16 protein-coding genes are annotated in these 19907 nt (G+C 72.6%); 11 read left to right on the top strand and 5 right to left on the bottom strand.

The genetic code is table 11. The annotated features are described in order from the left end of the window. The first annotated feature begins 29 nt into the window (after positions 1-29). The 3 genes from ACFVXH_RS14640 to ACFVXH_RS14630 all read left to right on the top strand — a co-directional run bounded on the left by ACFVXH_RS14640 (position 30) and on the right by ACFVXH_RS14630 (position 2018). A complete protein-coding gene (locus ACFVXH_RS14640) occupies positions 30-809 on the top strand; it encodes an SURF1 family protein (protein WP_387823351.1) in 780 nt (259 codons plus the stop codon). A 162-nt stretch (positions 810-971) separates the two neighbouring features. Further along, entirely contained in the window at positions 972-1436 is a 465-nt protein-coding gene (locus ACFVXH_RS14635) for a DUF6193 family natural product biosynthesis protein (protein ID WP_387823348.1), read from the top strand. Between the two features lie 81 nt (positions 1437-1517). Beyond that, the gene (locus tag ACFVXH_RS14630; RefSeq protein ID WP_380739628.1) at positions 1518-2018 is read left to right on the top strand and encodes a histidine kinase; all 501 of its coding nucleotides are present in this window, start codon (positions 1518-1520) and stop codon (positions 2016-2018) included. 79 nt (positions 2019-2097) lie between these two features. Here ACFVXH_RS14630 and ACFVXH_RS14625 read toward each other — a convergent pair whose 3' ends face one another. Then, entirely contained in the window at positions 2098-4476 is a 2379-nt protein-coding gene (locus ACFVXH_RS14625) for an FtsX-like permease family protein (protein WP_387823345.1), read from the bottom strand. Continuing rightward, positions 4473-5246 carry an ABC transporter ATP-binding protein gene (locus ACFVXH_RS14620; RefSeq protein ID WP_387823342.1) on the bottom strand — a complete coding sequence of 258 codons (774 nt, stop codon included), beginning with the start codon at positions 5244-5246 and terminating at the stop codon, positions 4473-4475. The genes ACFVXH_RS14625 and ACFVXH_RS14620 overlap by 4 nt, the downstream gene beginning before the upstream one ends. Positions 5247-5455: 209 nt before the next feature. On the opposite strand from ACFVXH_RS14620, the gene ACFVXH_RS14615 reads away from it, so the two are divergent. Together ACFVXH_RS14615 and ACFVXH_RS14610 are read left to right on the top strand one after the other, a co-directional pair. Further along, complete coding sequence (locus tag ACFVXH_RS14615) at positions 5456-6700, top strand: sensor histidine kinase (RefSeq protein ID WP_387823339.1); 1245 nt, start codon at positions 5456-5458, stop codon at positions 6698-6700. Continuing rightward, complete coding sequence (locus ACFVXH_RS14610) at positions 6697-7392, top strand: response regulator transcription factor (RefSeq protein WP_049650744.1); 696 nt, start codon at positions 6697-6699, stop codon at positions 7390-7392. The genes ACFVXH_RS14615 and ACFVXH_RS14610 overlap by 4 nt, the downstream gene beginning before the upstream one ends. Positions 7393-7490: 98 nt before the next feature. On the opposite strand, the gene katG is transcribed toward ACFVXH_RS14610, so the two are convergent. Next, a complete protein-coding gene (gene katG, locus ACFVXH_RS14605; RefSeq protein WP_049650745.1) occupies positions 7491-9707 on the bottom strand; it encodes a catalase/peroxidase HPI in 2217 nt (738 codons plus the stop codon). A 301-nt stretch (positions 9708-10008) separates the two neighbouring features. On the opposite strand from katG, the gene ACFVXH_RS14600 reads away from it, so the two are divergent. Together ACFVXH_RS14600 and ACFVXH_RS14595 are read left to right on the top strand one after the other, a co-directional pair. Further along, the gene (locus ACFVXH_RS14600; protein ID WP_049650746.1) at positions 10009-10422 is read left to right on the top strand and encodes a Fur family transcriptional regulator; all 414 of its coding nucleotides are present in this window, start codon (positions 10009-10011) and stop codon (positions 10420-10422) included. A gap of 113 nt (positions 10423-10535) precedes the next feature. After that, on the top strand, positions 10536-11156 hold the full coding sequence (locus ACFVXH_RS14595; protein ID WP_049650747.1) for an L-threonylcarbamoyladenylate synthase: 621 nt from the start codon (positions 10536-10538) through the stop codon (positions 11154-11156). 27 nt (positions 11157-11183) lie between these two features. On the opposite strand, the gene ACFVXH_RS14590 is transcribed toward ACFVXH_RS14595, so the two are convergent. Continuing rightward, positions 11184-11540, bottom strand: coding sequence for a cytochrome P450 (locus ACFVXH_RS14590; RefSeq protein WP_387823333.1), 357 nt, complete (start codon positions 11538-11540; stop codon positions 11184-11186). A gap of 184 nt (positions 11541-11724) precedes the next feature. After that, positions 11725-12237 (bottom strand): hypothetical protein, encoded by a 513-nt coding sequence (locus tag ACFVXH_RS14585; RefSeq protein WP_181970515.1) that lies wholly within the window; start codon positions 12235-12237, stop codon positions 11725-11727. Between the two features lie 444 nt (positions 12238-12681). Between ACFVXH_RS14585 and ACFVXH_RS14580 the strand changes: the two genes are divergently transcribed. The 4 genes from ACFVXH_RS14580 to ACFVXH_RS14565 all read left to right on the top strand — a co-directional run bounded on the left by ACFVXH_RS14580 (position 12682) and on the right by ACFVXH_RS14565 (position 19775). Then, positions 12682-16053 (top strand): hypothetical protein, encoded by a 3372-nt coding sequence (locus tag ACFVXH_RS14580; RefSeq protein ID WP_380744845.1) that lies wholly within the window; start codon positions 12682-12684, stop codon positions 16051-16053. Between the two features lie 329 nt (positions 16054-16382). After that, positions 16383-18353: a DNA/RNA non-specific endonuclease gene (locus tag ACFVXH_RS14575; RefSeq protein WP_380744847.1), complete on the top strand. Its 1971-nt coding sequence runs from the start codon at positions 16383-16385 to the stop codon at positions 18351-18353. A gap of 31 nt (positions 18354-18384) precedes the next feature. Then, positions 18385-19431 (top strand): hypothetical protein, encoded by a 1047-nt coding sequence (locus tag ACFVXH_RS14570; protein ID WP_074002536.1) that lies wholly within the window; start codon positions 18385-18387, stop codon positions 19429-19431. Between the two features lie 203 nt (positions 19432-19634). Next, positions 19635-19775 carry an N-acetylmuramoyl-L-alanine amidase gene (locus ACFVXH_RS14565; protein WP_387823328.1) on the top strand — a complete coding sequence of 47 codons (141 nt, stop codon included), beginning with the start codon at positions 19635-19637 and terminating at the stop codon, positions 19773-19775. The last annotated feature ends 132 nt before the right edge of the window (positions 19776-19907 follow it).

Below are 19907 nucleotides of genomic sequence, written 5' to 3'. Positions count from 1 at the left end.
CACCCGGGCCGCGTAGGGACGGTGAGGTCGTGTACCGCTTCCTGCTGACTCCCCGCTGGCTGGCCGGAGCCGTCGTCGCCCTGGCGGCCGTCACGGTCTGCCTCTGGCTCGGCACCTGGCAGCTCGGCCGGTTCCAGGACCGACTGGCGACCCACCGCGCCACCGACCGCCCGGCCGCCGGGGCCGTCCCGCTCGAACAGCTCCTGACCCGGGACCAGCCCCTGGTCACCACCACCACGGCAGGACGCACGGTCCTCGCGACGGGCGGCTACGACTCCGCGCACCAGTTGCTCGTGCCGTCCCGCCTCCTCGGGGGCGAGCAGGGCTACTTCGTGCTCACCCCGCTCCGCACCGACGGGGGCCCGGCCGTCGCCGTGGTCCGGGGCTGGGCCCCCGACCCGCCGGCCGCCGACCGGGTACCCGCCGCGCCGACCGGCCGGGTCACCGTCACCGGGCGCCTCCAGGCACCGGAGGACAGCGGCCGGCGCGGCGCGATCGCGGGCGGACTGCCGGCCGGGCAACTCGGCACCATCAGCCCGGCCGCCCTGGTCAACCTCCTCCCCTACCCGGTGTACGACGGCTGGGTGGCGGCCGACGCCGCACCGGCCGGCCTCACCCCGGTGGCGGACCTGCGGCAGCAGGACGGCAACGGGCTGACCCTGCGGGCCTTCCAGAACCTCGGTTACACCCTGGAGTGGTTCGTCTTCGCGGGCTTCGTCGTCTTCATGGGGTTCCGCCTGGCACTGCGCGAGGCCGAGGTCGCCCGGGACCGGGCGCTCGGCCTCACGGAATCCGCCTCGGCAATCTGACGTATCGTCAAGGATGTTTGTTATGGCCTGAGTTCGACTGACGCGACCTCTCCGGCCCGGCGGCCAGGCGTCGCCGGGCCGGGTCCGACGGGCCGTTTCGTTTCCGGGAGGCGCGTGCCCGGGAGGCGGGTTTCCGGGCAGCGCTGGGGCAGACTGCTCACCATGCGATCAGAAGATCAGAGGGACGCCCTGCCCAAGCCCGTCCTGCCGGACGTCGCCGCCGCCCGCGCGATCGGTCCCGAGGCCGCGGTGGAGGCCCGCTGGGAGGGGATCGTCCTGTCCTGGGAGTGGCTCCAGCAGGACATCGGGCACGGCCCCGGCAGCTGCCACGACGGCCTGGTGCGGCTGCTGAAGGCCGCCCGCGCCGAGCCCCGACTGGGCCGGCTCTTCCCCTGGACCAGCCACCACGACCTGCACTTCAGCCTGTCGACCTCGTCCCCGTGGACCGCCGCGGGCGTGCCGTTCGCCGTGCCGCTGGACGGCGGTGGCTACCAGGTCCGCGGCCAGGGCGGCGCCGGGGTGCTCGGCACGCCCGCCACCCCGGAGGAGGCCGTCGCCCTGCTCGTCGACCACCTCCCGCCGGACCTCGGGCCGGTGTTCAACCACCCGGCGGACGAACCGCGCTGAGGCCGCCGGGGTGGCAGCGCCCCGCACCGGGGGTCACGATGGAAGCCCGGCCACCTCCGGCCCCGGCCCGATCGGAGCGCGATGAGCGACCAGCACAACGTCGTCCTGCTGACCTTCCCCGAGGCCGCCGCCTGGCGCCCGGCCTTCGACGAGGCGCAGCACCTGCCGGGCCTGCGGATGGTGGCGGCGATGGAGCGCAGCGCCGACGGGCTGCTGGAGGTCGCGGACACCTTCACCCGGGGCGCGGGGGTGGCGACCGTCGGCTCGGGTGTGCTGGGCGGCCTGATCGGGCTGCTCGGCGGGCCGGTCGGCGTGCTGCTGGGCTTCGCGGCCGGCGCGGCGCTCGGCAACGCGGCCGAGGAGCACCAGGCGAGCGAGGGCGGCGCCGGGCTGATCATGCTCTCGCCCCGGGTGCCGGACGGCGGGGCGCTGCTCGCCGTGGAGCTCCGGGAGTCCTCGCCCGCCCCGGCGGACGAGCTGGCCGCCCGGCACGGGGCCTCGGTCGAGCGGATCGACGCGCGCGAGTTCGCCGAGCAGGTCCGGGCGGCCGAGCAGAGGGCGGACGACCCGGGCGCCTCCTGAGCGCCACGGGGGCGGGGGCCTCCTGAGCCGCGCCGGGGCCGTACGGGACCGGGCGTCCGGTCCCGTACGGCCCCCGCCGTCACTCCGCCCGTAGCGCGTCCACGGTGCGCGCCCGCGCCGCCCGTACGGCCGGGAGCAGCGCGCCGAGCAGGGCGATCGGCACGCCGCCGAGGCCGAGCAGGACCAGCGCCGGGGTGCCGAAGACGTCCAGCGCGGCGGGCGGGAAGTTCAGCCCGGCGCTGTGGCCCATCGCGGGCACCGTCAGGCCGTGCAGCAGCAGCCCCGCCGGCAGGCCGATCGCGCCGCCGACGGCACCGGTCAGCAGGACCGAGGCGAGGACGACGCCCACGGTCTGGGCCGGGGTCATGCCGAGCGCCTTGGCGACGCCGGTGTCCCGGGTGCGCTCGCGGATCTCCAGGACGACGGTGTTGAACACCCCGAGCCCGGCGACCACGAGCAGCAGCAGGGTGAGCGTGGCGGTGAGCGAGTTCAGGGCGGCGATCGAGCCGCTGGAGCCGTGCGGCCCGCCGGTGTCGGCGGTCATGTGTGCCGGGGCGAGCGCGGCGGTGAGGGCGGCGGCGTAACCGGCGCGGTCAGTGCCCGGCTTCAGCTTGACGAACCAGAAGTCGGGGGTCGGGGCCGTTCCGGGCGGGTAGCTGCCGGCGTCGGTGAGCAGTTCGTTGGTCTGCACGTGCGGGTCGAAGACCTCGCCGACGATCCGGACGGTGACGGCCCGGCCGTGGGTCGTGAAGGTCACCTGGTCTCCGAGGTTGACGGAGGCCTCGGTCAGGAAGGTGGACGGGGCGACGGCCTCGCCCGGGCCCCGGTACCAGCGGCCGCTGACCATCTTGTAGCCCGCCCGGGAGGAGTCGCCGTCGAAGGCGGTCACCGTGGTGGCGCCGGCCACCCCGGGGACGGTGACGTCCTCGGTGCCGTTGCCGAGGTACCCGGCGGTGCCCGGCTGGGCGTCCAGCGCGGCGGTGACCACGGCCCGGTCGGCCGGGACGGGACTGGCCGGCGCCGTTCCGGGCGGGCCGTCCGGCCGGACCGGGTGCACCGCGACGTCCCCCGCGTCGCGGCTCTTCGCCTCCTGCACCCAGCTCATCGTCCCGCCCATGCCCACCGCGAAGACGGCCGCCGCCGTGCCGAACAGCACCGCCGCGAGCATTCCGGCCGCGCGGGCCGGGCGGGCGAAGGGCTGGGCGAGGCCGAGGCTGAGCGGCCTGGGCAGCGGCAGCCGGGCGGCCAGCGCGGCGGCGCGGGCGGCCAGGACGTCCCGTCGGGTGCCGCCCGCGGTCCGGCCGACGGCGAGCGCGTCCACCGTGCGCAGCCGGCCGGCCCGGGCGGCGGCGGCCCAGGCGACCAGCGCGACGGCGGCCAGGGTGCCGCCGGCCACCGCGACGTCCACCCAGGGGACGAGGCCGGAGGTGTCGGTGCCGTACAGCGAGCCGGTGGTGGCGAGCACCGGGACGGTCAGCGCGTTGCCCACGACGACCCCGAGCAGGGTGCCGACGGCGGCCGGGACCAGCGCCTGGGCGACGTACGCCCGCACCACCTGGGCGGGGGTGCAGCCGAGCGCCTTGAGCACGCCGATCCGGCGGGTGGCGGTGCCGACCGCGCCGGCCACCACATTGCCCGCGACCAGCACGGACATCGCCATGCCGAGCAGGCCGAAGGCGACCATGAAGGGCAGGAACAGCGCGGTGTTGCGGTCCGATCCCTGTTTGGCGGTGAGCCAGGACTGGGCGCCGGTGAGCGCCCCGGCGGGGGCGGCGGCGGTGACGGCGGCCCGGTCGGCGGCCATGGCGTCGGCGCTGCCGGCGTCGGTGAAGCGGTAGAGCATCTGGTAGCCGGGGGTGCTGCCGGGCGCGGCGAGGGCGGCGACGGTCTCCGGGGTCACCCAGGCGTCGGCGGTACGGCTGACGGAGCGGGCGAGGCCGACGACCTTGAGGGTCGGCGCCCCCGGCAGGCCGGGCACCCGCAGGCTGCCGCCCAGGCCCCTCGGCTGGTCGTGGTATCCGGCGTCGACCACCACCTCGCCCGGCTGCTGCGGCCAACTCCCTTGGACCAGGGTGACGTTGTCGACGCCGACGGTGGCCGAGCCACGCCCGGCGACGGTCATCGGCCCCATCGTCACCCCGGGCGGCATGCCCAGGCCGGGCCCCGGCTCGGGGTCGACGGTGACGGTGCGGTACGGCCCGGCGGCGGCCGCCACCCCGGGGGCGTGCGCGGTGGCGGCGAGCTGGTCGGCGCTCGCCCGGGCGCCGTCGAAGCGCGCGGTGAGGTGGGCGCCGTGCTGGTGGTCGAAGGCCTGGTCGAAGGGGTCCTGGGAGGCGACCAGCAGCGAGCCGCCGAGGACGGAGCAGGTGGTGGCCACCAGGGCGGCCAGCCCGACCGCGACGGACTGCGTCCGGCGCCTGCGCACACCGGCCCGGACGACCCTGCCGAGCGCGCTCATGCCGACACCGCCGGGCCCGGAGCCGTACCCGAAGTCGAAGCCGCGGCCGCAGCCGCACCCGAAGCCACGTCCGGCCCCGAAGTCGACCCCGGACCCGAGTCCGCCTCGACCCGGCCGTCCCGCATCCGCACGGTGCGGGTGGCGCAGTCCTCGGCCAGGGTCAGGTCGTGGGTGACGAGCAGGACGGTCTGCCCGTCCTCGTGCAGTTCCCGGAACAGCTCCTTGACGTCCTCGCCCGAGGCCGAGTCCAGCGCCCCGGTCGGCTCGTCCGCCAGCAGCAGTGTCGGCCGGTTCATCAACGCCCGTGCCACCGCGACGCGTTGGCGCTCACCGCCGGAGAGCCGGCCCGGGTGGGCGCGGGCGTGCCGGTCGATGCCGAGGCTCTCCAGCAGTTCGGCGGCCCGGCGCCGGGCCTCGGCGCGCGGGACGCCGGCCAGTTCGCCGGCCAGCACCACGTTGTCGGCCACGGTGAGGTCGTCCAGCAGGTTGAAGAACTGGAACACCATGCCGATCGTGCCGCGCCGGTAGCGGGCCGAGGCCGCCTCGCCCAGCCGGTCCACCCGCACCCCGGCCACGGTGACCGTCCCGGCGCTCGGCCGGTCCAGCCCGGCGACCAGGTTCAGCAGGGTGGACTTCCCGCTGCCGGACGGGCCGAGCACGGCCACCGACTCCCCCGTCCGCACGCTCAGCGTGACCCCGTCCAGGGCCGCCCGGGCGCCCTCGTAGTGACGGCTCACCCCGTTCAGTTCGATCACCGGATCGCCGCTCATGTCCCCGCTCCTCGTCGTTGCCCGCCTGGTGACGAGGACGAAGGTACGAACGGGCGGCCCGCGCCCGCGTCAGCCGTCCGCCGCACCATCGCTACCGCGTCCGGCGGACCCGGGCACGGCGTCATCCTTCCGACGTAGTCGCCGGGTGTACCCGCCGCCCGCCACCCGCGGGGCTGTCCCCCGGCGCCCGCGGCCCCCACAATGTCCCGGTGATCAACCATCCGACGGTGCGGCGGCTGCGCGCGGCGGTCCGGCTGGCCGGCGGCCCGGGCGGACCGCCGCCGCCCCGGCCGACCCGGCGCGGCCTGGCCTTCGACCTGGCCCTGGCCCTCTTCCTCGCGCTCACCGGCGGGCGCTACGCGACCATCGCGCAGAACCCCGGCCATCCGGACCGGCACGGCCTGTTGCTGCTGCTGGTGCCGCTCGTCCCGCTGCCGCTGGTGCTGCGCCGGCGCCACCCGCTGGCGGTGCTCTGGGTGGTCCTGCCCGCCGCGCTGCTGGTCCGGCACGAGTCGGAGGACATCGCGTACGCGGCGGGCGTGGCGGTGATCGTCGCCGCGTACAGCGCCGCCGCGTACGGGCGCCGAGCGACGGCCCTGCTGCTGAGCCTGCCGGCCGCGACCGCCGCCCTCGTGGTGCTCTTCGCCGCGGCCAAACTGCCGCACTTCCCCAACGGGGTGATGGCCGTCCTGGTCCTGGTGCCGGTGTTCGCGGTCGCCTACGAACTGCGGATGTGGCGCCGCCGGGTGGACGAGGGGCGGGAGCGGCTCTCCGCCCTGGAGCGCGGGCAGCTGGCCGCTCTGGAGCGCGCGGTGGAGCTCGAACGGGCCCGGATCGCCCGGGAGTTGCACGACGTCGTCACCCACAACGTGAGCATGATGACGATCCAGGCCGGGGCGGCCCGCAAGATCCTGGACACCGCCCCGGACAAGGCCCGCGAGGCGATGGCCGCGGTGGAGTCCGGCGGGCGCGCGGCGATGACCGAACTGCGGCACGTGATGGGCCTGTTGACCATCGACTCGGAGAGCTCCGGCGACCCGGCCGCCGGGGCCGACCTCAGCCCGCAGCCGGGCCTCGGCCGCCTGGAGGCGCTGGTCCACGGCGTCCGGCAGGCCGGGCTGCCGGTCGAGCTGACCGTCCGCGGCGAGCGCCGGCCCGTCCCGCCCGGGGTCGAGCTGGCCGCCTACCGGGTGGTCCAGGAGGCGCTCACCAACACCGTCAAGCACGCGTCCGGCGCCGACGCCGCGGTGACCGTCGAGTACGCCCCCGACCGGCTGCTGGTCGAGGTCACCGACACCGGCGGCCGCCCCACCGGCGCCGCCGCCACCGGCAACGGACGCGGCCTGCTCGGCCTGCGCGAACGCCTCGCCGTCTACGGCGGCACCCTGCACACCGGCCCCCGGCCGCGCGGCGGCTACCGCGTCAAGGCCCTTGTCCCCCTGGAGAGTTCATGAACGAGCAGCCGCTGCGGGTGGTGGTCGCCGACGACCAGGCCCTGGTCCGCACCGGGTTCCGGCTGATCCTGGAGTCGGAGGGCATCGACGTGGTGGCCGAGGCCGAGGACGGCGAACAGGCCGTCGCCGCCGTCCGGCGCACCAGGCCGGACGTGGTGCTGCTGGACATCCGGATGCCCGGCTTGGACGGGCTGGAGGCCGCCCGCCGGATCCTGGCGGACGGGGCGCGGCAGCCGCCCCGGATCATCATGCTGACCACCTTCGACCTCGACCACTACGTCTACGCGGCGATGGCCGCCGGGGCCAGCGGCTTCCTGCTGAAGGACGTCACCCCGGAGCACCTGGCGGCCGCCGTCCGGCTGGTCCGCACCGGGGACGCGCTGCTCGCCCCGGCGATCACCCGCCGCTTGGTCGAGCGCTTCGCCCGCCCGGACGACCCGGGCGCCGCCGCCGTCGCCCCGCACCGGGAGCTGGGCACGCTCACCCCGCGCGAGCTGGAGGTGATGGCGCTGCTCGCCCGCGGCCTCAGCAACGCCGAACTCGCCGCCCGGCTGGGGCTGTCCGAGGCGACGGTGAAGACGCACGTGGCCCGGATCCTCGGCAAGCTGGGCCTGCGGGACCGGGCCCAGGTGGTGGTCGCGGCGTACGAGACCGGGCTGGTCAGCGTGGGGTCCGCGGACGCCGCCCGGTAGCGGCGGCGGGAGCCCGGTAACGACGGCGGGAGCCCGGGGTCGACACCCCGGGCTCCCGCCGCGCCATCCGCGCCGGCCGCGTCAGCCGCGGGTGCGGATCACGCCAGGTCGAAGCGGTCCGCGTTCATGACCTTGGCCCAGGCCGCGACGAAGTCCTCGACGAACTTCTCCTTGGCGTCGTCGCTCGCGTACACCTCGGCGACGGCGCGCAGTTCGGCGTTCGAGCCGAAGACCAGGTCGGCGCGGGTGCCGGTCCACTTCACCCGGCCGGACTCGTCCCGGCCCTCGAAGGTGTGCGCGTCCTCCGAGGTGGCCTTCCAACTGGTGCCCAGGTCCAGCAGGTTGACGAAGTAGTCGTTCGTCAGCACGCCCGGCGTCCCGGTGAGCACCCCGTGCGCGGACCCGCCGTGGTTGGCGCCCAGCACGCGCAGGCCGCCGACCAGCACGGTCAACTCGGGGGCGCTGACGCCCAGCAGGTTGGCCTTGTCGAGCAGCAGGTACTCGGCCGGCAGCCGGTTGCCCTTGCCGACCCAGTTTCGGAAGCCGTCCGCCTTGGGCTCCAGCGCGGCGAAGGACTCGGTGTCGGTCAGCTCTTGCGGCGCGTCCACCCGGCCGGGCTCGAACGGCACCTCGACGGCCAGGCCGGCCGCCTTCGCGGCCTGCTCGACGCCGACGCCGCCGGCCAGCACCACCAGGTCCGCGAGCGAGACCTGCTTCTCGCCGGCCTGCGCGTTGAACTCCCGCTGGACGCCCTCCAGGGCGCGCAGCACCGTGGCCAGCCGGTCGGGCTCGTTGACCTCCCAGCCGATCTGCGGCTGGAGCCGGATGCGGCCGCCGTTGGCGCCGCCGCGCTTGTCGCTGGAGCGGAACGAGGAGGCGGCCGCCCAGGCGGTGGAGACCAGCTCGGACACCGACAGGCCGGTGGCGGTGATCCGCCGCTTGAGGTCGGCGACGTCGGCCGCGCCGATCCGCTGGTACGTGACCTCCGGCAGCGGGTCCTGCCAGAGCAGGTGCTCGGCGGGGACCTCCGGGCCGAGGTAGCGGACGACCGGGCCCATGTCGCGGTGGGTCAGCTTGTACCAGGCGCGGGCGAAGGCGTCGGCGAACTCCTCCGGGTTCTCCAGGAAGCGCCGGGAGATCGGCTCGTAGACCGGGTCGAAGCGCAGCGAGAGGTCGGTGGTGAGCATGTTCGGGGCGTGCCGCTTGCCCGGGACGTGCGCGTCCGGCACGGTGCCCTCGCCGCCGCCGTCCTTGGGCTTGTACTGCCAGGCGCCGGCCGGGCTCTTGGTGAGCTCCCACTCGTAGCCGAACAGCGTCTCGAAGAAGCTGTTGTCCCAGGTGATCGGGGTGGCCGTCCAGGTGACCTCCAGACCGCTGGTGATCGCGTCGGCGCCCACGCCGGTGCGGAAGCTGCTCTTCCAGCCGAGGCCCTGCTGCTCCATGGGGGCGGCCTCGGGGTCCGGGCCGACGTTGTCGGCCGGGCCGGCGCCGTGGGTCTTGCCGAAGGTGTGGCCGCCGGCGATCAGCGCGACGGTCTCCTCGTCGTTCATCGCCATCCGGTAGAAGGTCTCGCGGATGTCGCGGGCGGCGGCGAGCGGGTCGGGGTTGCCGTTGGGGCCCTCGGGGTTGACGTAGATCAGGCCCATCTGGACGGCGGCCAGCGGGTTCTCCAGCTGGCGGTCGCCGGTGTAGCGCTCGTCGCCGAGCCAGGTGGTCTCGGGGCCCCAGTAGACGTCCTCGTCCGGCTCCCACTCGTCGACCCGGCCGCCGCCGAAGCCGAAGGTCCGGAAGCCCATGCCCTCCAGGGCCACGTTGCCGGACAGGATGATCAGGTCGGCCCAGGACAGGGCGCGCCCGTACTTCTTCTTCACCGGCCACAGCAGGCGGCGGGCCTTGTCCAGGCTGGCGTTGTCCGGCCAGCTGTTCAGCGGGGCGAAGCGCTGCTGGCCGCCGCCGGCGCCGCCGCGGCCGTCGCTGATCCGGTACGTGCCGGCGCTGTGCCAGGCCATCCGGATGATGAAGGGGCCGTAGTAGCCGAAGTCGGCCGGCCACCAGTCCCGCGACGTGGTGAGGGCCTCCTGGATGTCCCGCTTGACGGCCGGGAGGTCGAGGGTCTTGAAGGCCTCGGCGTAGTCGAACTCCGCGCCGAGCGGATTGGCCACGGCGGGATTCTTCGCGAGGATCTTCAGATTGAGCCGTTCCGGCCACCACTGGCGGTTCCCGCCGCCCTGGGTGGGGTGCGGCGCGCGCCCGTGGTTCACCGGGCAGCCCTCCGCGTTCGCCTCTACGCCGGTTGCATCGTGGTTGTCAGACATGGGAATCCTTCCCTCACAAGGCGGATCACGGTGTCTTCATCTGCTACCTACGGCACCTACTGCTGCGGTCTGGCCTGGTGCGCCCCGTGGTGTTCCCGCTCGGCACCGCGCACGGCGGTGACGGGAGTGGTGACGGGAGTCACGTGCTGCTGCTGTCCAGGCTAGCGCCGGAGCCGATCCTACGGTGGACGGAATCCAAGTCAAGAAAGACACCAAGCCCATATCCGATCGGGATCCGGAGGGCACCGGAAGCGCATTGGTAAACTCCGGTCCTCCCCATTACCTGAATAGGTGAACCGATATGAGTGACCTCCTGGAGCGGCTGCGCGGGCGCGGCTGGCGCCTCACCTCCCAGCGGCGTGTCGTGGCCGAGGTCCTGGACGGCGAGCACGTGCACCTGACCGCCGACGAGGTGCACGCCCGGGCCGCCGAGCGCCTCCCGGAGATCTCCCGGGCGACGGTCTACAACACGCTCGGCGAACTGGTCACCCTGGGTGAGGTCGTCGAGGTCGCCACCGACGGGCGCGCCAAGCGCTACGACCCGAACGCGCACCACCCGCACCAGCACCTGGTCTGCACGGGCTGCGGCGCCATCCGCGACGTCCACCCGCAGGGCGACCCGCTGGCCGACCTGCCGGCCGAGCAGCGCTTCGGGTTCGTCGTGGCGCAGGCGGAGGTCACCTACCGGGGGCTGTGCCCGGACTGCGCGGGCTGACCGCTCCGGCGGCCGGCCGTCTGCCCTGCCCGTACCCGCTGGCCGTACCCGCTGCCCGTACCCGCTGGCCCGCCGTGCAGCGATCGGGGGCCGGGATCGCTTAGGGTCGACCAATGGCGAAGTACTTCGACGTGCATCCAGAGTCCCCCCAGCCGCGCACCATCGGCTCCGTGGCCGCCGGCCTCCGTTCCGGGGACCTCATCGCGTACCCGACCGACTCCTGTTTCGCCCTGGGCTGCCAGCTGGACAACCGCGACGGCCTCGAACGGATCCGGTCGATCCGGCGCCTCGACGACCGCCACCACTTCACCCTCATGTGCATGGACTTCGCCCAACTGGGCCAGTTCGTCCACATCGACAACAACGTCTTCCGCGCGATCAAGGCCGCGACGCCGGGCAGCTACACCTTCATCCTCCCCGCCACCAAGGAGGTGCCGCGCCGCCTGCTGCACCCGAAGAAGAAGACGGTCGGCGTCAGGATCCCCGACCACGTCGTCACCAGGGCCCTGCTCGCCGAGCTCGGCGAGCCCCTGGTCTCCAGCACCCTGCTCCTCCCCGGCGAGGACGAGCCGATGACCCAGGGCTGGGAGATCAAGGAGCGGCTCGACCACCAACTGGACGCCGTGCTGGACTCCGGCGACTGCGGCACGGTGCCGACGACGGTCGTCGACTTCTCCAGCGGCGAGGCGGAGATCACCCGGCGCGGGGCCGGCGACCCCGAGCGCTTCGAGTGACGCACCGGGCGCACCCGGAGGGCGGTCTCAACCCCACTGGACCCACAGTGACTTGAGCCCGTTCTGGAAGTTGGAGACCAGCCGCCGCGGCGGCCGCCCCGGCACGAGCCCGAGCCCCGGCAGCCGCTCGACCAGGCAGCGCAGGGCCGACCTCAGCTGCAGGCGGGCGAGTTGGGCACCGAGGCAGAAGTGCGGACCGTACCCGAAGCTCACGTGGTCGTTCGGGCTACGGGTGACGTCGAAGCGGTCCGGGTCGGGGAACACCACCCCGTCCCGGTTCGCGGAGGCGTGGTAGACCACCACCTTGTCCCCCCGCCGGATAGCCCGTCCGCCCAGCTCCACCTCCCGCGTCGCGGTGCGGCGGAAGCCTTCGAGGACATCCACGGTCCGGGTGGCGCCGTCGGCGGCGAGGCTCGCCCTCCGCCTCGCCGGACACACTGCCATCGCCGCTGGCGTCCGCCACCACGCGCGCAACGCCACCCGTACCCTGGCCATCCTCGGTATCGCATGATCGAACCGGGGACGCACACTGAACGACGACGCCCCTGGGGCCGGGCGCCGACTGGTGCTACTTGCTGGTGCGGATTTCCAGGAGCATGAAATCGCGGCCCTGCGCATCCGCGGTCTCGCCGACAGCCGTCCAGGAGTTCTTGTCGACCGGGAAGGTCTTTTCCTCGGTGCCGGTGGTCATCGCGACCTGCGCGGCGTAATCGTTTCCCTTCACTCCGAAGACCGCAGGGATTTCGAGGCTCAGGTAGCCCTTGTCCCCAGTGACCCGGAAGCAGACCTTCTCGTTCTTGTGGGAGAAGACCTCCATCAATTCAGGTGCACCCGTGCACGGAGCGAGGAGGATGTGGCCGTCTCCTCTCTTGAGCTTGATCTTCTGCTCCGCGAGGATTCCGTCGGCATTCGGGTAGGCGAAGTCTTCAACCGCGTACCCGGGGCCTTCATCGGCAACCACCTGCGTCGCGATCTTATCGGGGCCGCGTTCGCCAGCTCCTCCAGCGATTGCAATCCAGGTCAGAGCGCCTGCACTCAGAGCTGTGACAGTGATCCGCAGAATGGTGCTACGTACCTTCATTTTCGTCCCAGGTGTCGATTCGGTGCATGTGAACGCGCATGAGTGCGCGATGGGAAAGAGAGGCGCGCAGATTTATGGGGTGCGCCTCGGCCAGGTCATAAGGATTCTGCCGGAACGGGAGTGTAGCGACATCATGCCCTGACTGGCGAGCTCCTGAATAGAAGCAGCCAGATGCCGCCAAGCCAAGCGGATATACCGGAACATAGTCGTGCAAACTCCATATTTGGAACGCGACGTGTGCCACTCCGTCGAATGGTTGTGGCAGTTTTGCGAAAATCTGAGGACCAGATCCAGCCATCTTCCGACCGGGACGTCACCTGGGCTCCAGCCAAGGTTTTAACGACGTGTTCGCTTACATAGGGTCAGGCCACCGCCACTCCGACGATACGTCCCGGGCGGGATTCGGCCTCACCCTCGAGGATTCGCAATCAGAGAGGTCCTTCTGTGCAGCAGACTTTTTGGAGCCGGCGCCGTTTCGCCACCGCCCTCGCGGCGAGCGCAGCCGCCGTCTCCACTCCCTGGCTGTTCACCACACCCGCACGAGCAGCCCCCGGCGCCGGCACGGCCGACCCCGCCGGTGACGCCCTGTCCCTTCCGGACACGGACCGCGCCCAGGTCGTCAAGGCCTGGATCCTGGGCGGCCGTTCGGTCAGGGAGGCGGCCTCCTACGCGCTGAGCGGCACTGACCAGGAGATCACCACGTTCCTCACCGAGCAGCTGCCGAAGGCGACGCGGATCGACAACCGTGTCACCGCCTTCACCTACCTCGGCTTCGGAGGCAGGAGCATCCGCAGGGACGTCACCGCCGCCCTCAACGACGGTGACGACGCGATATCGGCCTTCATCAAGGACGGATTCCGCTCCTCGGTCACCGAGGACATGCGGGTCTCGACCCTCTCGGTGATGGCCAACGGCGGAAAGAGCGTCAAGCGCGACGGCAACACCGCGCTCAGCGCCGGAACGGACCAGGCGCTGGAGCAGTTCCTGCTCACCACTCAGTACAGTGCCAGGCTGGAGGACATGCGGGTCGAGATCATCCGCGGCCTCGCTACAGCCGGCCCGGAGCTCAAGAAGTACGCGAACCGGGCCCTGAGCGGGACCGCGGACGACGTGCAGTGGTACCTCGACACCGGCCAGCACATCGCGCGGGCCCGTGACCAGGAAGCAGCCAACATCGGGCAGCTGGTCGCCATCGTCGAGCGTGAGAGCGCACGCGCACGGGAGCAGACCGACCTGGCCGTCGAGGCCTCGGCACGTGCGACGACGGCCGCGGGCAAGGCCAAGGAAAAGGCCGAGACCGCCGCGCTCGAAGCCGAGAAGGCGCGGGACGACGGCCGTCTGGCCGCCGACGCGGCCCGCTCGGCCGCCACCGCCGCCAGCGGCGCCGCGTCCGCCGCCGGGATCGCCATCAATGCCTCCAACGCCGCCATCCAGGCAGCGCAGCGGGCGTCCTGGGCAGCCACCGCGGCCTCGCAAGCGGCAACCGCCGCCGGCTCGGCGGCCACGCGCGCCTACAACGCCGCGATCGCCGCGTCGAAGGACGAGAAGAAGACCGAAGAGGCGAAGAACGCCGCGGTCGCCGCACGCGACGCCGCCGCGAAGGCCTACAACGCGGCCAAGGCGGCCGATGACGCGGCCCTCGCTTCGGACCAGTCCGCCGACGCCGGCCTGGCGGCCGCCGACGCCGCACGCGACGCCGCCGCCGCCGCGAAGGCCTCCGCCCAGGCTGCGAACGCCTCCGGTGCCGCCCAGAACGAGGCGGCCGAAGCCAAGCGCCAGGCCGAGATCGCCTCCTCCGCGGCCAACCAGGCGACCAACGCCGCCTCCACCGCCCGGGCACTCGCCTCCACCGCCGCCCAAGCCGCGCGCACTGCCCATGTCGCGGCCAAATCGGCCGCCGAACACGCCGAGAAGGCCGCCGACGCCGCAGAGGAAGCCGTCAAGTACGCCGGCCAGGCCATCGACTTCGCCAACAGGTCCACCGCCTACGCCGACGAGGCGGTCAAGGCGGCCAACCTCGCGACCCAGGCGATCGCGGACGCGATCGAGGTCGAGAAGAACGCCCGCGCCGCCGAGGCCGCCGCACTGGAGACCGACAGACTGCAAGGTATGAAGGAGGCGGCCCAACTCACCCTGCTGGACCAGAGCGAACGCGCGGCCGCCCTGCACAAGCGCACCCAGGCGCAGCGGACCGCCCAGGCCACCAAGGACCTCATCGCCCGGGCGGAGCAGGCCCTCAGGAACAACGACCTCGCCGCTGCCGCCACCCTCGGCCGACAGGCGGCGACCGCGTTCCTGGATTCCGCGGGCACCTGGAGCCGTCAGGCCGCCCGCTTCGCACTCGCCGGATCCGAGTACGACGTCTACTCCTGGATCGACCTGGACCGCGAGCTCGCCGCCTCCCAGGACGATCGCGAGACCATCCTCTTCATCGCCCAGGTCTCCGAGCCGGCCGTCGCGAGGGCGGCGGTCCAAGCCCTTGCCGGCGGCATCCCCGCGGAAGGCGACTTCAACACCAGCGGCGTCATCAAGTCACGGGCCGAGGACAACAGGGTCAACATCCTCAAGATCCTCAACGAGAGGCCCGGCAAGGCCGTGGTCCAGGCCGCCAACGACGCCCTCAACGCCAACACACCGGAAGCCCTCCAGAAGTTCTTCGACGAGGACCTGACCAACGCCATCAGGGAGGACGACGCCGTCTCCACCATGAAGGTGATCGCCTCCGGCAACGCCTACTCCAAGGCGTACGCCCAGGTCGCCATGGAAGGCCCGGCCTGGATGCGCCGGCGCTTCGTGGATTTCGTCCAGCACCGAGCCGCCCAGCTCGACTACGACTCCCTCAGCCACGCCGCCGCCATGCAAGCGACCATCGCGGCGGCAGCCAAGATCGCCCAGGAGGCGCAGAAGGACGCGGCACTCGCTTCCAAGGTCGCGGCCGAAGCCCGAGATGCGGGGGTCAAGGCCCAGGAGTGGGCCCAGAAAGCACTGGACTCGGCCACGTTGGCCGACGGCTACGCCACCCAGGCCCGCCAGTACGCGAGCGCGGCGGACAAATCCGCCGCCGACGCCCAGGCTTCGGCGGACAAGGCCAAGGACGCCGCCAACACCGCTCAGGGTGCCTCCCGCGCGGCGAACAACTCCGCCAACATCGCCGTCGACGCGGCCCGCAGCGCGCTGGCCTCCTCCTACAGCGCCGCAGCCTCCGCCGCCAGTGCCCACCAGGCCGAGCTCAACGCCGGCCGGGACGCCAAGACCGCTGCCACCGCAGCCGCCGAAGCACGCCAGACCGCGGCCGACAAGCGCACGGCAGAGGTGCAGGAAGCCGCGCGCGTCGCCGCCGAGCAGGCGCAGAGGGACCGCGATGCGAACCGCAATCCCTCCAACACGGCGACCAACGACACGGTCAACCCCAAGGGAACCCAACCCGGCAAGGACGGATCCCAGCCCGGCCAGGACGAATCGCCGAGCAACGCCAAATGGTGGGCTGACACCGCCGACAAGGTGAGCTCGGCCGCAGGACTCCTGGCGGTGGGTTTCGGCGTCGCCTGCGTGTTCTGGCCTGCCGCGCCCGTCCTCGGCAGCATCGCCGCGGTCTGCCTCGGCGTCTCCGTCGTCGCCTCTGGAATCAGCGCGATCGCCTCGGGATTCGAATACGGCTTCGGCAGCAGCCAATTCGCCATGGCCGCCGGGCGCACGGCGCTGCAACTCGTCACCCGTGGCGGCGGAAAGGCCGTCTCCACCGTGGCCAAGCCGGTCGTCAGGACGGTGGAGAAGCTCGCCGACGCCGGCTCCAAGCTCGTCGGCGCCTTCTTCTGACAGGTCCGCCACCGCCTTCCGCTCACCTCCCAGGCGTCGGCTGATCGGCTCGTCCGGCACGGCAGCGTCTCCGGCCGACCCGGGATGAAGTGCCCGCATCCAGCCGCAGCTCACTGATACTCACCCGCTGCCCCCACGGCACGGGCGCCGAGGGAAGTGAGAGCAGGCTCAACCAGTACCGAAACCGTGCCGGACGGTCAGTGACGGATAGCTCCCAAGGCGATTCCCGTAGCCGCACCCGCCGACCCGAACGACGGACGGCGGTGCGGCTCACCTCGTCACGCAGCCCACCACATGGCGCTTGGAACGATCCCCAGCCGAGAGAAGACATGATCTCATCACGCACAAGACGAATACTTCCCGGGCTCCTTCTCGTTTTCAGCCTCACCGCGACCGGCACCGCCGTCGCCGACCAGCACACCCCGTCGGCGCACGTGCCCACGGCGTCCGGCCTCAAGGTGGGCACGGTCGACCCCAGCGGTCCGGACCGCGTTCCCACCCCCGCCAAGACCCGGCCCTTCACGGCGACTTCCGAGGAGAACTGTGAGCCCACGCGCACAGGCTCCAGCGAGCGCGGGGCGGGAGCCGTGCAGGCCTGTGTCACCATGAGCGTCGCGCCGCCGACGCCGGCCGAGCGGCGGTCTCTCGCCGCTGCTCAGCCGACCGCGCTGGCCGCCGCCGACGACGCCACCTGTGCGACGACGACCCCCGGCAACTGGAGCTACGGCCGCTTCGGCTACTGCGTGAACGGCCTGAACGTGCTGTACACGCTCAAGGACGGCAACGGCAAGGAGCTCGGCACCGGCACCCTGACCGTCGCGACCAGTGCCCTCCTGCCCGCCGCGCGCACGACGTGGGACGAGGACATCACGGTGGCCATGACCGGCGCGACCGGGGCGGTCACGTCCCTCAGCGCGAAGTTCAGGGCCGAATGCTCGGCCGGCTGCAAGGTCACCAAGCCCGCCCCCTGGTTCGGCGGGGACCTGGTCAAGGGCCAGTCCGTCAGCGGCAACGTGTCCTACTCCTCCGCCCCCGCCGCCGGAACGTCCGTCGACTTCACGACGTCGTACAAGCTGTACGTGACCTCACCCGGCGCCCAGGCCGTCGACCCGAACGCCTCCTGGAGCAATCCGGAGAAGATCCGGTGCGACGACGACGTCCGGGACACCAGCAGCTCCACCAGCAAGCCCGTTGCCGGCTGCGCCGTCCCCAGCGTCATGCCCATCGTCCGGATGAGCACGTCGACCGAGGGAGCCGCGGCGGCCGGATACCAGTGGGCCCAGAACAACCTCTCCGACGGCTGGGGCCGCAACAAGCCACTGACCCGCGCGAAGAGCGGCATGGCCGACCGCACGAGCCGCACCTGCGAGGGCTCGCAACCCTTCGAGGCCCTACCGGACCTCGTCACCGACGACACCTGTGACGACTTCCCCTTCGGGGCCAGCCATGAAGGGGGAACCGACGGCGCCCAGTGCGCCGAGATCATCCCCAACCCCAGCACCGGAACATGGGACGTCTACCCGCTGCGGAGCGTGACGGGCAGCATGCCGTGCGTGCGCGCCCACGTTCCGGTCGCGGACAGCCAGTCCGCCCGGACGCGGCTCTCCGAGGGCTTCGCCAACCAGCGTGTGGTGGAGGGCGAGCGGTTCGGTCTGGAGGTCACCGGCTCGACCGCCCCGCCTCGGGCCGCCTGCCTTCAGACTCGGCCGACAGGGTCGCTCCCGAATGGCGACGGGTGGAACAGCAACACCACCGAACCGGTCGCGCAGCGCAACAAGGACACCAACCCGCCCGGCCCGGCCGGTACCCGGCCGACCAAGGCCGAAGCCTGTCTGGGGAAGAATCCGGGCAAGGGCACCGCAGCGTCGGGTGACATCACCGGCTGGGAGGACGCACAGGAATTCGCCCGCCCCCTGGCCTCTCCCGGCACCAAGGCTCCGTACGGACTCGCCCGGTGCCACCTGATCGCCAACATCGTCGGCGGAAAGGGCCAAATAAAGGACGGCGGGCAGGACAACCTCGTCCCCTGCTGGCAGTCGGGCATGAACACGGGAACCCCCAGCATGCGGACCTACGAGTACAAGGCTCAGGAACTGGTGAAGGACGCCAACTTCGGGGAGAACGACGCCATCTTCTACGAGGTCACGCCCCACTACGGTGACATCACCAGCACGATCCCCGACGGCGTCACGATGAGCGCGACCGTCCAGCGGGCGGACGGAACGTCGCAGCCGCTGTTCCCCGACGTCTACATCCCCAACACCAAGGGCAATACTGGGTTGTACAACCTCGGCAACTAAATCCGACCGACCAGTGCCATCGGGAGCCAGAATGAGTCGTACCACCCCACCGCGGCCGCTCGACGTCACCGCGCTGTTCCCTCGGCTGGCCCCCCTGGCACGCACGGCGACCCGGTTGCACCCGCACCCCGGATCACCGTCACCGCATGACAGTTCCGTCGGCGGGCCGCTGCTGTGGCCCGCCGACGAGCCCTGGCCGCACTGCGAGGGCCCGCACGTGTGGGACCAGGTCAACACGATCCTCTCACCGCAGGACGTACGGCAGCAGCGCAGCATCCGGGCGGCCGTGGCGAGCCGCCCGAAGGGCATTCCCGAGATGGTCCGGTTCACGCCCGAAGAGCGCGCGATCGACAGCCTGATCAAAGCCGGCCGCCCGTGGCCCGACGGCCCCGTCCCCATGCTTCCCGTCGCCCAGCTGTACACGCGTGACATCCCCCGGCTGCGCCCGCCCGGCACGGCCGAGGCCGATGTGCTCCAGGTGTTGTGGTGCCCCTTCGACCACCCGGAGCACCCCAGGACCGCACTGTTCTGGCGGTCCGCCGCGGCGGTCACCCCAGTTCTCACCGCACATCCCGAGCCGCCTGCGGTCCAGTTCCCCGGCTATGTGCCGCAGCCGTGCCTGCTCTCGCCGGAGGACGTCACCGACTACCCCAACCCCCTGGAGCTGGACGAGGAGGTGCAGCAGCAACTGGCGGAGTGGAGTGCCTGGCAGGCGGCCGGGCCCGCGGTGGACAGCTCCTACGCCATCGCCCCGCAGGAGTTCTACCTGAACAAGCTGTCCCACGCTCCCGGCTGGAAGGTCGGTGGCTGGACCCGTTGGGGCCTGACCGACCCCACCCCCCGCGACTGCGACGCGTGCGGCACCGAGATGGACCCGCTGCTGACCATCTCCTCGGCCGAATGGGATCCCAGCACCGAGAGCTGGATCCCCTACGAGGACCAGTCCCGCTCCACGCAGTCCCTCACCGATCCCGAACCGTGGAACCCGACCATGCTCGACCTCGCCCGCGGCTACGACCTGCAACTCCACGTCTGCCCGGTGTCCCCGGACCATCCGCACCTCGAACTGATCCAGTAGACGCCGAGGAGCCGCGCGGCCTGCGCCGGGTCAAGACCGAAGTGGCCGCGCCGCGCAGCCGCCTCCGGGGCCCTGCTGCACGCCGTCCTGGCCTCGCTGGTAAGCCAGGCCGCACCGGCCCGGGCGGCGGCACCGGCTCGACCTACTCCCCCCACCACCCCCGTCCCGCTGCTGGACACCCGCACGGCACCGACCGCCCCGGCGTGTCGAACCTCAACTTCACAGCCGGGCAGACCAGGGCCAACCCGGTCGTCGTCCCGGTCGTGGACGGCCGGGTGACGTTCTTCAACAACTGGGGTGACACCCACGTGATCGCCGACCTGAGCGGCTACTTCACGGCCTGACCCCGTCCCGCCCGTTACGAACGCTGCCGTGGCGCCCCCGCCCCCCGCCGCCCGCCCGCCCCGGTTCCGGGACCCCGAAAAGTGGCCCAAAACCACACCCCGGGGGGGGGGCGCCGGGGGCCGCGGGGTGGC

Source organism: Kitasatospora sp. NPDC058184, assembly GCF_042883725.1.
Classification (GTDB): domain Bacteria; phylum Actinomycetota; class Actinomycetes; order Streptomycetales; family Streptomycetaceae; genus Kitasatospora.
The sequence above is the reverse complement of the archived record's forward strand: the minus strand, read 5'-3'. Positions and strand labels throughout refer to the sequence as shown.

Coding starts and splice junctions, on each gene's coding strand:
- ACFVXH_RS14570 (WP_074002536.1), top strand. CDS start 18,385: ATGAGTCGTACCACCCCACCGCGGCCGCTCGACGTCACCGCGCTGTTC.
- ACFVXH_RS14610 (WP_049650744.1), top strand. CDS start 6,697: ATGAACGAGCAGCCGCTGCGGGTGGTGGTCGCCGACGACCAGGCCCTG.
- ACFVXH_RS14630 (WP_380739628.1), top strand. CDS start 1,518: ATGAGCGACCAGCACAACGTCGTCCTGCTGACCTTCCCCGAGGCCGCC.
- ACFVXH_RS14620 (WP_387823342.1), bottom strand. CDS start 5,246: ATGAGCGGCGATCCGGTGATCGAACTGAACGGGGTGAGCCGTCACTAC.
- ACFVXH_RS14585 (WP_181970515.1), bottom strand. CDS start 12,237: ATGAAGGTACGTAGCACCATTCTGCGGATCACTGTCACAGCTCTGAGT.
- ACFVXH_RS14575 (WP_380744847.1), top strand. CDS start 16,383: ATGATCTCATCACGCACAAGACGAATACTTCCCGGGCTCCTTCTCGTT.
- ACFVXH_RS14600 (WP_049650746.1), top strand. CDS start 10,009: ATGAGTGACCTCCTGGAGCGGCTGCGCGGGCGCGGCTGGCGCCTCACC.
- ACFVXH_RS14595 (WP_049650747.1), top strand. CDS start 10,536: ATGGCGAAGTACTTCGACGTGCATCCAGAGTCCCCCCAGCCGCGCACC.
- ACFVXH_RS14635 (WP_387823348.1), top strand. CDS start 972: ATGCGATCAGAAGATCAGAGGGACGCCCTGCCCAAGCCCGTCCTGCCG.
- ACFVXH_RS14625 (WP_387823345.1), bottom strand. CDS start 4,476: ATGAGCGCGCTCGGCAGGGTCGTCCGGGCCGGTGTGCGCAGGCGCCGG.
- katG (WP_049650745.1), bottom strand. CDS start 9,707: ATGTCTGACAACCACGATGCAACCGGCGTAGAGGCGAACGCGGAGGGC.